At 63.0% G+C, this 12,179-nt stretch carries 14 protein-coding genes; 8 read left to right on the plus strand and 6 right to left on the minus strand.

Annotation, left to right across the window (positions count from 1 at the left end; genetic code table 11):
• Positions 1-43: 43 nt before the first annotated feature.
• Complete coding sequence (locus tag AC1L6K_RS03780) at positions 44-934, plus strand: glycine betaine ABC transporter substrate-binding protein (RefSeq protein WP_480951396.1); 891 nt, start codon at positions 44-46, stop codon at positions 932-934.
• A gap of 142 nt (positions 935-1,076) precedes the next feature.
• On the opposite strand, the gene AC1L6K_RS03785 is transcribed toward AC1L6K_RS03780, so the two are convergent.
• The gene (locus AC1L6K_RS03785) at positions 1,077-2,828 is read right to left on the minus strand and encodes an AMP-binding protein (RefSeq protein WP_480951397.1); all 1,752 of its coding nucleotides are present in this window, start codon (positions 2,826-2,828) and stop codon (positions 1,077-1,079) included.
• A 72-nt stretch (positions 2,829-2,900) separates the two neighbouring features.
• A complete protein-coding gene (gene nadE / locus AC1L6K_RS03790; RefSeq protein ID WP_480951398.1) occupies positions 2,901-3,722 on the minus strand; it encodes an ammonia-dependent NAD(+) synthetase in 822 nt (273 codons plus the stop codon).
• 62 nt (positions 3,723-3,784) lie between these two features.
• Here nadE and pyrE point away from each other — a divergent pair, with 62 nt between their 5' ends.
• Positions 3,785-4,351 (plus strand): orotate phosphoribosyltransferase, encoded by a 567-nt coding sequence (gene pyrE, locus AC1L6K_RS03795; protein ID WP_480951399.1) that lies wholly within the window; start codon positions 3,785-3,787, stop codon positions 4,349-4,351.
• A gap of 87 nt (positions 4,352-4,438) precedes the next feature.
• Here the strand turns inward: pyrE and AC1L6K_RS03800 are convergent, their stop codons facing one another.
• Positions 4,439-4,687 (minus strand): SCO4226 family nickel-binding protein, encoded by a 249-nt coding sequence (locus tag AC1L6K_RS03800; RefSeq protein WP_480951400.1) that lies wholly within the window; start codon positions 4,685-4,687, stop codon positions 4,439-4,441.
• 130 nt (positions 4,688-4,817) lie between these two features.
• On the opposite strand from AC1L6K_RS03800, the gene AC1L6K_RS03805 reads away from it, so the two are divergent.
• Complete coding sequence (locus AC1L6K_RS03805) at positions 4,818-5,444, plus strand: thymidine kinase (RefSeq protein ID WP_480951401.1); 627 nt, start codon at positions 4,818-4,820, stop codon at positions 5,442-5,444.
• A gap of 22 nt (positions 5,445-5,466) precedes the next feature.
• Here the strand turns inward: AC1L6K_RS03805 and AC1L6K_RS03810 are convergent, their stop codons facing one another.
• The gene (locus AC1L6K_RS03810) at positions 5,467-6,153 is read right to left on the minus strand and encodes a GNAT family N-acetyltransferase (protein WP_480951402.1); all 687 of its coding nucleotides are present in this window, start codon (positions 6,151-6,153) and stop codon (positions 5,467-5,469) included.
• Between the two features lie 4 nt (positions 6,154-6,157).
• Here AC1L6K_RS03810 and AC1L6K_RS03815 point away from each other — a divergent pair, with 4 nt between their 5' ends.
• The gene (locus AC1L6K_RS03815; RefSeq protein ID WP_480951403.1) at positions 6,158-7,132 is read left to right on the plus strand and encodes a hypothetical protein; all 975 of its coding nucleotides are present in this window, start codon (positions 6,158-6,160) and stop codon (positions 7,130-7,132) included.
• A gap of 72 nt (positions 7,133-7,204) precedes the next feature.
• Here the strand turns inward: AC1L6K_RS03815 and AC1L6K_RS03820 are convergent, their stop codons facing one another.
• Entirely contained in the window at positions 7,205-7,999 is a 795-nt protein-coding gene (locus AC1L6K_RS03820; RefSeq protein WP_480951404.1) for an HAD-IIA family hydrolase, read from the minus strand.
• Between the two features lie 170 nt (positions 8,000-8,169).
• Between AC1L6K_RS03820 and AC1L6K_RS03825 the strand changes: the two genes are divergently transcribed.
• The 3 genes from AC1L6K_RS03825 to AC1L6K_RS03835 all read left to right on the plus strand — a co-directional run bounded on the left by AC1L6K_RS03825 (position 8,170) and on the right by AC1L6K_RS03835 (position 10,388).
• Positions 8,170-8,787, plus strand: coding sequence for a TrmH family RNA methyltransferase (locus AC1L6K_RS03825; RefSeq protein WP_480952690.1), 618 nt, complete (start codon positions 8,170-8,172; stop codon positions 8,785-8,787).
• A gap of 152 nt (positions 8,788-8,939) precedes the next feature.
• Positions 8,940-9,962, plus strand: a complete 1,023-nt coding sequence (gene fbaA, locus AC1L6K_RS03830; RefSeq protein ID WP_480951405.1) for a class II fructose-bisphosphate aldolase — start codon at positions 8,940-8,942, stop codon at positions 9,960-9,962.
• Positions 9,963-10,388, plus strand: a complete 426-nt coding sequence (locus AC1L6K_RS03835; RefSeq protein WP_480951406.1) for a DUF3151 domain-containing protein — start codon at positions 9,963-9,965, stop codon at positions 10,386-10,388.
• A 113-nt stretch (positions 10,389-10,501) separates the two neighbouring features.
• On the opposite strand, the gene AC1L6K_RS03840 is transcribed toward AC1L6K_RS03835, so the two are convergent.
• Positions 10,502-11,323, minus strand: a complete 822-nt coding sequence (locus AC1L6K_RS03840; RefSeq protein WP_480951407.1) for a DUF2249 domain-containing protein — start codon at positions 11,321-11,323, stop codon at positions 10,502-10,504.
• Positions 11,324-11,487: 164 nt separating this feature from the next.
• Between AC1L6K_RS03840 and AC1L6K_RS03845 the strand changes: the two genes are divergently transcribed.
• Entirely contained in the window at positions 11,488-12,174 is a 687-nt protein-coding gene (locus AC1L6K_RS03845) for a helix-turn-helix domain-containing protein (RefSeq protein ID WP_480952691.1), read from the plus strand.
• The last annotated feature ends 5 nt before the right edge of the window (positions 12,175-12,179 follow it).

Genomic DNA, 12,179 nt, shown 5'->3' on the forward strand with positions numbered 1-12,179 from the left:
GCGGCAGCCATGAATTCTGGGCTGCCAATGAAAGGAATGAACAATGAACAAGAAATTTATGGGTGTTGTTGCCATGGCGGCAACACTGGCACTGGGCCTGACCGCCTGCGGTTCCGGAAGTGAATCAGCAACGGTGGAGAACGGCGACAAGCAGGACCTGAAGGTTGTCGTGTTCAACGGCTGGGATGAGGGCGTAGCCGCATCCGAGCTGTGGAAGGCGATCCTCACCGAGAAGGGCTACAACGTCGAACTGGAAAACGCCGACGCGGCACCCGTCTACTCGGGTCTTTCCGCCGGCGACTACGACGTTGTGCTGGATACCTGGCTCCCCGTCACACACAAGTCCTACATCGAGGAGTACGGTGACAAGCTCGTCGACCTGGGCGCTTGGTACGACGATGCGAAGCTGACAATCGCCGTCAACGAGGACGCACCCATCGACTCGCTGGATGAGCTGGCTGCCAACGCCGACAAGTTCGGCAACAAGCTCATTGGCATTGAGCCCGGCGCCGGCCTGACGGAAGCCACCACCAACGAGGTCATCCCCGGCTACGGGCTGGACAAGATGGAATACATCACGTCATCCACCCCGGCCATGCTCTCCGAGCTGAAGACGGCAACGTCCAAGGGCGAGAACATCGCTGTCACCCTGTGGCGCCCGCACTGGGCCTACGACGCCTTCCCCGTGAAGGACTTGAAGGATCCCAAGGGCACGCTGGGCGCGACTGAAGGCATCCACAGCTTCTCACGTGTGGACTTCGACAAGGACTACCCCAAGCTCAACGGCTGGCTGAAGGACTTCAAGATGGACTCCAAAACGTTGTCCTCGCTGGAGAACGTCATGTTCAACGGCGAAAAGACGGACGACTACACCGAAGTTGTGAAGAAGTGGATGGGCGAAAACCAGGAATACGTGGACTCCCTCACCGCGTAATTCCCCGCTACGTCGGCAGCCGGTCCCCTCACGGGCAGTAAGATTTCCTCGGCCGCGGGCGGCCTTCCGAAATCCATCCCCGCTCCGGGGCCCGGCTACCGCCTCCCGACGCTCCCTCAGTTCACTGAGGGAGCGTTTTGGGTTAATTCGAGGGGAAGTCGGAGTCCTTGTATTCCTTGTTGGTCATGGTTGTTGCCGTGGCGGAGCCGGCGCCGTGGCGTGTTTCTTCGTTGGCGCGCAGCTCCACGCGGCGGATCTTTCCGGAAATGGTTTTGGGCAGCTCCGCAAACTCCAGCCGGCGAATCCGCTTGTATGCTGGCAGGTGCTCGCGGCAGTAGGCAAAGATTTCCCTGGCCGTGTCGTCGTTTGGCTGGTATTCGGCCGTCAATACAATGTAGGCCTTCGGCACGCTCAGGCGCAGCTCGTCAGGTGATGGCACCACGGCGGCCTCGGCCACGGCAGCGTGTTCCAGCAGCACGCTCTCCAATTCAAAGGGTGAGAGCCTGTAGTCGGAGGACTTGAAGACGTCGTCGCTGCGGCCAACATAGGTCAGGACCCCGTTCCCGTCCCGGCTGGCCACGTCCCCGGTGTGGTAATAACCGCCGCGGAAGGCCTCGGCTGTTTTCTCCGGGTCGCCAAAGTAACCCCTGGTGAGCCCCACGGGGGCGGGGTTCAAACGCAGGCAAAGCTCGCCGTCGTCCGCTTCCTCTCCCGTGAACAGGTCCACAAGGACCACGTCATAGCCCGGCAGCGGGCGGCCCATGGACCCGATTTTTACCGGCTGGCCGGGCGTGTTTGCCACCTGTACGGTGGTCTCCGTCTGGCCGAAACCGTCGCGGATGACCTGTCCCCAGGCACGCTCGACCTGGCCGATGACCTCGGCATTGAGCGGCTCGCCGGCCGACACAACCTTGGTGGGCGGATGCTTCAGAAGTGTGAGGTCGGCTTGGATGAGCATGCGCCAAACGGTGGGCGGGGCGCAGAAGCTTGTGACGTGTTCGGCGTCCATCTGGCCCATGAGGGCCGCGGCGTCGAAGCGCGCGTAGTTGAAAATAAACACGCAGGCCTCGGCGATCCATGGCGTGAAGACGTTGGACCAGGCGTGTTTGGCCCACCCCGGAGAGGCGACGTTCAGGTGCACGTCGCCGGGCTCCAGCCCGATCCAGAACATGGTGGAAAGGTGGCCCACCGGGTAGGACGTGTGCGTGTGTTCCACCAGCTTGGCCTTGGACGTGGTGCCGGAGGTGAAGTAGAGCAGCATGGTGTCATCGGCCAGGGTGGGGGCGTCCGGCGCGAAATCCTCGCGCTCCGCCTCCGATTCCGCGTAGTTGAGCACCGGGCGTCCGGCCGCCGTATGGGCGGCGCTGTTTGCGGCGCTGCTGCCTTCCAGTCCGATGCCTACCAGGGTGTAGTCGCCGGGGACGTCGGCGAACTTCACGGCATCCTCTGCCCGGGCACCCACCCACCGGGCCTTGCCACGCTCGACCCGGTCGCGCAGGTCGGCAGGGCCCATCATGGTGGTGGTCGGGATCATGACGACGCCGAGCTTGATGCAGGCCAGCATCAGCTCCCACAATTCCACCTGGTTGCCCAGCATGATGATCATGTGGTCGCCGCGCTGGATTCCCTGGCCGCGAAGCCAGTTGGCCACCTGGTTGGAGCGTTTTGAGAGGTCCTTGAAGCTGCGCCGGGTGGACGTGCCGTCCTGTTCCACAATCACCAGCGCCGGCTTGTTGGCCGTGGCCGGGTCCTCGGCGATTTTGTCGGTCCAGTCGAGTGCAAAGTTGAACTCGGTGAAGCGCGGCCAAACAAATTCGCGCTGGGCTCGGGCGTTGTCCAGGCGCATGTCAAGCAATTGGTTGCGGGCTGCGCGGAATTCCTCAGTGACGTTCATGGTGTCCACCTCTCGGCGTCGTTGCCGGTGTTTGAATAATTCCGAATATACCCCGGAGCCGCGGTGGTGCTGCTAGTTCCACCAGTCGTCGAGCAGTGAGACAGGGGTGGTGCGCTTGTGCCGGCTCTGCAGGAAGCGGCGTTCGATGGCCTGGGCAGCTGCCTCGCTGACGTCGCGGCCCTCAAGATAGTCGTCGATTTCGTCATAGCTGATGCCGAGTTCGTCTTCATCGGTGCGGCCGGGGACACCGTCGAGCAGGTCTGCGGTGGGCGCCTTGTTCCAAAGCTGCTCGGAGGCGCCGAGGTGTTTGAGCAACGCCCTGTTCTGGCGCTTGTTCAAGGTGAACAGCGGCAGAATGTCTGCGCCGCCGTCGCCGAATTTAGTGAAGAAGCCTGTGACAGATTCAGCGGCGTGATCGGTGCCAATGACCAGCAGGCCGTCGTGCCCGGCGAGGGCATACTGGGCGATCATGCGTGAGCGGGCCTTGATGTTGCCCTTGTTGAAGTCGGTGACGTCCTCGGTGGCCGTCCTGGCAAACTCTGACTCAAAACCGTCCACGGCCGGGGCGATGTTGAACGTCCGTTCAGTTTTGGCGTTGATGAATTCGAGGGCCTTCTGGGCGTCGTCCTCGTCGTGCTGGACGCCGTAGGGCAGGCGGACGGCAATGAAGTTCGCGTCCAGGCCCTCTTCCGCGAGTTCTTCCACGGCCAGCTGGGCCAGCCGCCCGGCCAAGGTCGAATCCAAACCGCCGCTGATGCCCAACACATAGCCTTTGGTGCCTGTGGCCTTCAGGTAATCCTTCAGGAATTGGACCCGCCGTGCGATTTCCGCGGCCGGTTCAATCGTGGGTTGGACACCAAGTTCTGCAATGATCCGTGCTTGTAGTTCGCGCATGTGACCAGCGTATCCCGTCCATGTTTCGGCGGTGTTGCTTGCTCGCAATTACAATGAAACCCATGACCTCGACTCTCGCCGCTGACCGCGCCCGCCTGCTGGAACTCATCAAGGAACTCGCCGTTGTGCGCGGGAAGGTGATCCTGTCCTCCGGCAAGGAGGCCGACTACTACATCGACCTGCGACGCATCACCCTCCACCACGAAGCTTCCCGCCTGGCCGGCCGGGTCATGCTGGCCATGCTGGACGACGCCGGAATCGAGTTTGAGACTGCCGGCGGCTTGACCATGGGTGCTGACCCCGTCGGAACGGCACTGATGCACGCAGCTGTCGACGCCGGCCGTCCGATCGACGCTTTCGTCGTTCGCAAGGCGCAAAAGTCCTATGGCATGGGACGCCAGGTTGAGGGGCCGGGCGTTGACGGACGCAAGGTTGTTGTCCTCGAGGACACCTCCACCACCGGCGGATCGGCTCTGGCCGCCGTCGAAGGCGTACGCAAGGCAGGCGGCAACATTCAGGCCGTGGCCGTCATCGTTGACCGCGACACCGGTGCGAAGGAACGCATCGAAGCCGAAGCCAACATCCCGTACCTGTTCATCTTCGGCAAGGATGAACTCGGGCTCGAGTAGTCCCCACGCCCTCCCAAACCTCGCAAGCTCGGCATGGGGCCCTCGGTCGCGGGGCCCCACCCGCGTTCTCGCACCGCTTTTGTCGGGCTAGACCACGAGCGTGATGTTGTGGATCTCGTCGGCCGCGTGTCCTGTACGTTCGTGAACGCGCAGCACCGCCTCCGCCGACGGGCCCTCGGAGAGGCAGAAGACCTTCCCAGTCTCGGGATCGGCCCACGCGCTCTTGAAGATCACGTTCTCCTCCCCTTGCGCTTCGAGGTCGGCCACGTGGGCTGCCTTGAGGTCGTCGGCGGTGATGCCCTTCATATGATTGTGGACATCCATGAACTCAGGCATGAAACACTTCCTTTAATCTGAATTGCTCGGTGCTGTTGCTGATTGCCCAATTCTAATTTCGCAGCCCGCGGCAGACCAGCAGTACCGATCCGTAACATGGTTGTTTGATCCAGCACTTGAAAGGAATGTTTTGTCGAAGCTGTATTTTCGTCACGGCGCCATGAACTCGGGCAAGTCGACGGGTTTGTTGCAGGCTGCGTTCAATTATGAGGAACGCGGCCAGCGGGTTCTGCTGGCGAAGCCCGGTGTGGACACCAAGGGTGAGAACGCCATTGTTTCGCGCTTGGGCGTCAGTCGGGAAGTAGATTTTGTCATCCCTCCCGGCGCCGATGCCCGGGCGTTGTTTGCCACGCAGGTTGTTGGTGACGACCCCGATGCGCTGCTCCAACACGTGGAATTGGCGCCTGTCGCCTGCCTGCTCGTGGACGAGGCGCAGTTCCTGGATCCCGCCCAGGTTGATGATTTGTTCCGGATCGCGGTGCTGGACGGGGTGCCCGTGCTGGCCTACGGGCTCCGAACCGACTTCCGCACCCGCGCGTTCCCCGGGGCCGCACGGCTGCTGGAAATCGCGCATTCGCTGGAGGAGCTAAAGACTATTTGCCGGTGCGGCCGGAAGGCCATGTTCAACACCCGCCGCGTTGGCGGGGAGATCGTGTTCGACGGCGAACAAGTCGCCATCGAAGGGTCCGAGGTCTGGTACGAATCGCTCTGCGGCACATGCTATCTGGAGGAATCCGGCGGTCAGCTGGGCGCTTGAGCATGCATCCGAGGGCGTGAGGTCAGGGTTTCGGTTCCAGAATGAGCTGGAAGAGGACATGGTCCTGCCACTGCCCAGCTATTTTCAGGTACTTGGGCGCGAGCCCGTAACGGATGAAACCGTTGTTCGCCAGAACCTTTTGCGACCGTATGTTGTGCGCGAGTGTTTCCGCCTGGAGCCGGTGGAGACCAAGTTGGGTCATCGCGTATTCGGCGGCTTCCGCAACGGCTGCTGAGGCAAGTCCGGCGCCGGTCTCGTGCTCACTCACCCAATACCCGAGGCTGGCTGACTGGAATGCCCCGTGGACAATCCCGTTGATGTTCAAGCGCCCGGCAATTGAACCGGCCCGGTTGAGAATCACCAGTGGCACCATGCCGCCGTTCTCGCAGGCCTCCAGTGCCATACGGGCGAGATCTGTTTGCTTGGCCACACTGAAAAATTCGTCGTCGCGCACCGGATCCCACTGACGCAGGAACTCGCGATTCTTAACGAGGAGCTCCCTCAGCTCTTCGACATCCGCCGGTTGCAGCAATCTGGTGGTGGTACCCGTGGCGCACTTCCTTTTCTCGTTGGTGGGTTCACCAGCATAACCGGGCGGGCGGCTGCGCAGATCCCTGCCGGGGGAGTAGTACCCATCGCAGTATCTTGTGGAGTCAATTAATATCGAGGGAAAGCGTTGCTTGTCGTGGCTGCGCGGAAGAGGGAGCATTCACATGTCCATGCAACCACCGGTGCCGGGTCTGCCCGAACAAAATCCCGACCCCAATGCGGGCCAGCCCCAACAGCCCCAGTACCCGGGCCAGGCTCCGTACGAGCAGCCCCAGTACCCGGGCCAGGCTCCGTACGGCCAGCCCCAACAGTGGGACCAGGCCCAGTATGGACAGCCCCAACAGCCCCAGTATGGGCAGGCCCAGCAGCCCCAGCCCCCGTTCAACCAACCCCCATACCCAAGCCAATCCGAGTTCGGACACGCGCAGCCAGCGGCAAACCCATATGCCCAGCCGTATTATGGCGTGCCCGGAGGCATGCCACCGGCTCCCAAAAAGAAGTCAGTGCTGCCCTGGATTCTTGCCGGCAGTGGAGCCCTGTTCCTGGCAGTGATACTCGTGGTGGGGTTCTTGGTTGCAGGCTTGGTTGGGGGCGGGAGCCAGGCGGGCATGGTCGACTCCACCACGGTGGCTGCTTCCTTCCAGTACCCGGAGGGATGGATTGAAAACGGCCAGAACGTCACAGTCATCAAGGACGACGGCAGCCAGCCTGAGGAGCGCTTCAACGCCATCAACCAGGAGAAAGAGGCCACGGCCCTTTTGACGTACGAGGCTGGTGCCAGGCCGGACGGCGAGGTTACGGAGGAGAAAATTCACGCCGCCATCGACCAAGGTTTTCAAGCGCAATTGGACGCCACGCAGGAAGATCTGGTCTATTTCCGCTCCAGTTCGGGATTCGGCTGCCTGCAGGACTTCGACTATACCGAGGAGCCAGCCCTGGTGGAACGGGACGGCATGTACGGATACAGCTATGGCTACACCTGCATGAGCTACAAAGGCATGATCGAGGGCCAGTATTTTGTTGCCTACGATGCCTCAGGGGTCTCGCACAGGATGACGGTGGAAGCCTTGCAAGCGGAGTGGGACAGCAACAAGGCAACCTTGACCGCGATCATCCCGTCGCTCACACCTGCGGCTTAAACGGCTCCGGCCTGGATGTCTGCCGTTGGGTGATTGTCCCGGGACTCAATCCCGGGACAACCACCCAGCTGGTTAAAGGTGGTCCAGAAGATCGGCCACGGAATTCATGGCCTGATCCGGGCGGAACGGGTACGCGTCAATGTCTTCGGGCTGGGTGATGCCGGTGAACACCAGGACGGTGTGCAGTCCGGCTTCCATGCCGGCGATGATGTCGGTGTCCATGCGGTCGCCGATCATCGCAGTGGTTTCCGAATGCGCCTGGATCCGGTTCATGGCCGAGCGGAACATCATCGGGTTCGGCTTGCCCACAATGTAGGGTTCCCGGCCGGTGGCCTTGGTGATCAACGCGGCAATGGCGCCTGTGGCAGGCAGCGGGCCTTCGGCAGACGGTCCGGTGGCATCGGGATTGGTGGCAATGAACCGGGCCCCGCCGGCAATCAGGCGGATGGCCTTGGTGATGGCCTCAAAGGAGTAGGTTCGGGTTTCGCCCAGCACCACATAGTCGGGCTTCTGGTCGGTGAGGATGAAGCCCGCCTCGTGCAGCGCCGTCGTCAATCCAGCCTCGCCAATGACGTAGGCGCGCCCGTGCGGCATCTGGGATTTGAGGAACTGTGCGGTGGCCAAAGCCGAGGTCCACAGGTTTTCCTCCGGCACTTCCAGCCCGGAAGCCTTCAGCCGGGCGGCAAGGTCGCGCGGGGTGTAGATGGAGTTGTTGGTCAGCACCAGGAATCGTCTGGATGTGTCCACCCACCGCTGGATCAAGTCCGCGGCGCCGGGGACGGCCTTGTTTTCGTGGACCAGAACGCCGTCCATGTCGGTGAGCCAGCATTCGATGTCTGCGGGCGTGCGTGAGTGCGCATTGCTCATGGTTCCTCCTGATGGGACATAAGGTGTTGAACCCCAGTGTGCCAGATGGGCCTACAAGTCAGGGAACGTTGCGGAGTCCGAACGGCTAAAGTTAACCGGTGAGCAATTCCAACAACCCCTCCCTCGCGCCGGACACGAACACCCCCGCCGAGACGCCCGAATACCCCGAACTGCACCATGAAGTGGGAGTTGGCCCGTGGGAGGGTGAGCTGCCGGCAGGGGACCATTGGGATCCCGAGCTGCTGGCCAACGGTGACCGCCGCAACGTCCTTGACGAGTACCGGTACTGGAGCATGGACGCCATTGTTGCCGAACTGGACACCCGACGCCACGACTTCCACGTCGCCATTGAAAACTGGCAGCATGACATGAATATCGGCACCGTGGTGCGTACCGCCAACGCCTTCCTGGCCAAGGAAGTTCACATCATCGGACGACGGCGGTGGAACAAGCGGGGAGCCATGGTCACCGACCGCTACCAGCACGTCCGCCACCACCCCACTGTTGAGGATTTTGTCACCTGGGCGGAGGGTGAAGGGTTGGCGATTATCGGCATCGATATTTTCCCGGACTCGGAAAAGCTGGAAACCTACGAACTTCCCCGCAACTGTGTGTTCGTGTTTGGCCAGGAAGGCCCCGGGCTCAGCGGCGAGGTGCATGCGGCGGCACAAACCACACTGTCCATCGAGCAGTTCGGCTCCACCCGCTCCATCAACGCGGCCTCGGCCGCCGGCATCGCCATGCACGCCTGGATCCGCCGGCACGTGTTCAGCCAGCACGTCTCGTAGCGGGGCCGGCGTCGTGCATGGAAAACGTCCAAAGGCCGGGCGGTAACTTCATCTTCTGCGAGACTTTGGGCGCACTCGCTAGGATGGAACTAGCCATGCGGGGCTGACTTGTCGTCAGCCCCTTTGTACCGTTCAGCCCAGAGGAGCTTTCAATGCCCATTGCAACACCGGACAAGTATGCCGAAATGATCGACCGCGCCAAGGCTGGCGGATTCGCCTACCCCGCGGTCAACGTGACATCCTCACAGACACTTAACGCAACGCTCCAGGGCTTTGCCGATGCCGGAACCGACGGCATCATCCAGGTTTCCACCGGTGGCGGCGCTTACTGGTCCGGCGCAGGCGTCAAGGACATGGTTGCCGGTTCCTTGGGCTTCGCGGCGTTCGCCCGCGAAGTGGCCAAGAACTACCCCATCAATGTGGCCCTGCACACCGACCACTGCCCCAAGGACAAGCTGGACGGCTTTGTGCTGCCCCTGCTGGCCGCCTCCGAGGCCGAGGTCAAGGCCGGCCGCGACCCGATCTTCAACTCGCACATGTGGGACGGCTCCGCCGAAACCCTCGAGGAAAACCTGCGCATCGGCCGCGAGCTGCTGGCCCGCACGCACGCGGCAAAGATGATCCTTGAAGTTGAGATCGGTGCTGTTGGCGGCGAGGAAGACGGCGTCGAGAACGCCATCAACGACAAGCTGTACTCCACCATCGAAGACGGACTGGCCACTGTTGCAGCGCTCGGCTCCGGCGAGAACGGCCGCTACATCACCGCGCTGACCTTCGGCAACGTGCACGGCGTGTACAAGGCCGGCAACGTCAAGCTGCGCCCGGAAATCCTGAAGGAAATCCAGGCTGCCGTTGGTGCCAAGATCGGCAAGGAAAACCCGTTTGACCTGGTCTTCCATGGCGGCTCCGGCTCCTCCAACCAGGAAATTGCCGACGCTGTCTCCTTCGGTGTCATCAAGATGAACATCGACACCGACACCCAGTACGCCTACACGCGTCCCGTGGTTGACCACATGTTCTCCAATTACTCCGGCGTCCTGAAGGTTGACGGCGAAGTTGGCAACAAGAAGCTTTACGATCCCCGTGTCTGGGGCGCCTCGGCCGAAAAGGGCCTGTCAGCACGTGTTGTTGAGGCTGCCTCGCAGCTTGGCTCCGCCGGCAAGACGTTCAAGTAAATGTCTGACGATTTCCGTAAGAACCTCCTCGGCCCGGAGCCAACGCTGCTCCCGGCCGAGGTGGATGTCCAGGCGCGGTTGGACGCAGGGGACGAGGCAGTTGATTTGGCTGCCGCGAACCCGACGTCCTCGCTCCTGTGGGCCATTCTGGCTGACGAGGCGTATGCGGAGGGCCGGACCATCGAGTCTTACGCCTACGCCCGCACCGGCTACCACCGCGGACTGGATTCGCTGCGCCGCAACGGCTGGCGCGGCACCGGTCCGGTCCCGTTCGAGCATGAGGGCAACCGCGGATTCCTGCGTGCGCTCTACGCGCTGGGACGTGCCGCAGGTGCCATCGGTGAGGCCGACGAGGCTGCACGGATTGCCACGTTCCTGAACGACTCCGACCCGTTGGCCACAGCTGCGATCGAAGCCGCGCTCTAGGGTTTTCTGCAAAAAGGACGGCGTTTGCGGCTAAAGCCGGTGGTAGACCACCAGCCTTTACCGCAAACGCCGTCCTTTTTGCTGCGCCCAGCCGCCCGACGCCCAGGTGGGTGTCAGCTGCGGACCATGCTCAGCCTCCACAGCTCCGGGCCGTCCTCAACGTAGGACACGGCGAACTTGCCGGGGGAGCGCTGGTCCAGCTGGGCCAGCAGCGGCAGCGGGTTGTGGTTGGCGATCAGCAGGATCCCCTTGCCGGTGTTCAGTCCCTCCAGTGCGCCGAAGATGGTGGCGTGGCGGATCGCGTGCGGGATGACCCGGGAGTCCAGTTCCGAGAGGCCGGGCTCGTCGTGCCCGCCGCAGGCACAGCCGCCCGACGCCGGAATCTGCCCTTCCGCCGCTGCGTCGACTGATGCTGCGTCGACTGATGCTGCGCCGTCTGATGCGGGGGTGCCGGTTGCCGTGGCACGGGCAGGCAGGATCTCCGCGAGGGAGACGGCTGCGTTCTGAGCCAGTGCGGGCAGGACCAGCTCGGTGGCCTGTTCCACGAATGCTGCGGCAGCTTCCTGGAGCCGGCCGTCGGCGTGGACCATCTGGACGGGGGATTCCTGGATTTCAAGGGACTTTGTCGTTGCTGCCAGGCGGGTGCTGTGTGCGGCGGCCATTCCGGCAATGAGGTTGAGGGCCCCGGAGGTGCCGGGGGCGCCGGGGAACGCCCCGGCGAGTGCGGCGGCAAGCGGTAGGAGTTCCTGTTCCGCAAAATTGACCAGTGCGCCCTGGTCCGCTTCTGCGAGTTCCCCGCCGGTGGGATTGCCGGCGGCAGCCAGCAGATTCTGGCTCAAGGTGCCCAACGTCCCGGCGGCTTCCGCCAGGCGGGTGCGGGCATCCTCCAAGGCTGCGGCCTCAAGGGAGGAGGATGCGAGAACAAGATTATTCACGGTTGTAGCCTTTCGTTGCTGGTCGTCGTCGGGGGGAGTGGAGATTATGCGATTATATTACTACACTTAATTCCGTGGAAAATAATCGTCGTGCAACACTGCCAAGCGGCCCCAGACCCGGCGGCACAAAACCGGTGGCGCCCATTTCCAGGGCGCGCGCTGCGGTGCTGGCCAGGTTGCGGCAAAACGAGGCCACTTTGAGCGTTGAGCAGCTGAGCGCTGAGACCGGCCAGCACGCCAACACCGTGCGTGAGCACCTGGAAGCGCTTGTCGGTGACGGCTACGCCACCAAGACCGCGGCGGCCAGGGAAGGCAGGGGCCGGCCGGCCTGGCTGTATGCAGCAACAGCCGCTCCGGCGGGACCCGTGGGATACGCTGCGCTGGCGGCTGCGCTGGCCCAGCATCTGGCCCTCCACAGCGACAACCCCGCCGCCGAAGGTGAAGCTGCCGGCCGGGCCTGGGCGCGTGCCATGCCGGAAGCCGGCCCAGCCAGTAATGCAGCCGGCAAAACCGGCAGCAATGCCGGCAGCGGGACCGGCGGCAGGTCCGCCCGGAAGCACGTGGTCGCGGCGCTTGAACAAGCAGGATTTGGTGTCCAGGGAAATCGCGATGCCACCGAGCTGACATTGACAATCTGTCCCATCGTCGAAGCTGCCCGGGACAACCCCGACGTGGTGTGCGCCGTGCACCTGGGCCTGGCGAAGGAGCTCCTCGCCGGCAGCGGGCTGCCCGAGCGCCAGGTGTCGCTGTTGCCGTTTGCCGGTCCCGGCTGGTGCACCCTGCATCTGCCAGAGGGCACAGCCGCGGCAGCCGCCGCCCCAGGAACCCCAGGAACCCCCGGAACTCCGTGACAACC

The sequence above is a fragment of the Specibacter sp. BI4 genome, assembly GCF_056680095.1.

Excerpts from the sequence above, each read along its gene's own strand:
- AC1L6K_RS03780 (WP_480951396.1), top strand. The coding sequence starts at position 44 with ATGAACAAGAAATTTATGGGTGTTGTTGCCATGGCGGCAACACTGGCA.
- AC1L6K_RS03785 (WP_480951397.1), bottom strand. The coding sequence starts at position 2,828 with ATGAACGTCACTGAGGAATTCCGCGCAGCCCGCAACCAATTGCTTGAC.
- nadE (WP_480951398.1), bottom strand. The coding sequence starts at position 3,722 with ATGCGCGAACTACAAGCACGGATCATTGCAGAACTTGGTGTCCAACCC.
- pyrE (WP_480951399.1), top strand. The coding sequence starts at position 3,785 with ATGACCTCGACTCTCGCCGCTGACCGCGCCCGCCTGCTGGAACTCATC.
- AC1L6K_RS03800 (WP_480951400.1), bottom strand. The coding sequence starts at position 4,687 with ATGCCTGAGTTCATGGATGTCCACAATCATATGAAGGGCATCACCGCC.
- AC1L6K_RS03810 (WP_480951402.1), bottom strand. The coding sequence starts at position 6,153 with ATGCTCCCTCTTCCGCGCAGCCACGACAAGCAACGCTTTCCCTCGATA.
- AC1L6K_RS03815 (WP_480951403.1), top strand. The coding sequence starts at position 6,158 with ATGTCCATGCAACCACCGGTGCCGGGTCTGCCCGAACAAAATCCCGAC.
- AC1L6K_RS03820 (WP_480951404.1), bottom strand. The coding sequence starts at position 7,999 with ATGAGCAATGCGCACTCACGCACGCCCGCAGACATCGAATGCTGGCTC.
- fbaA (WP_480951405.1), top strand. The coding sequence starts at position 8,940 with ATGCCCATTGCAACACCGGACAAGTATGCCGAAATGATCGACCGCGCC.
- AC1L6K_RS03835 (WP_480951406.1), top strand. The coding sequence starts at position 9,963 with ATGTCTGACGATTTCCGTAAGAACCTCCTCGGCCCGGAGCCAACGCTG.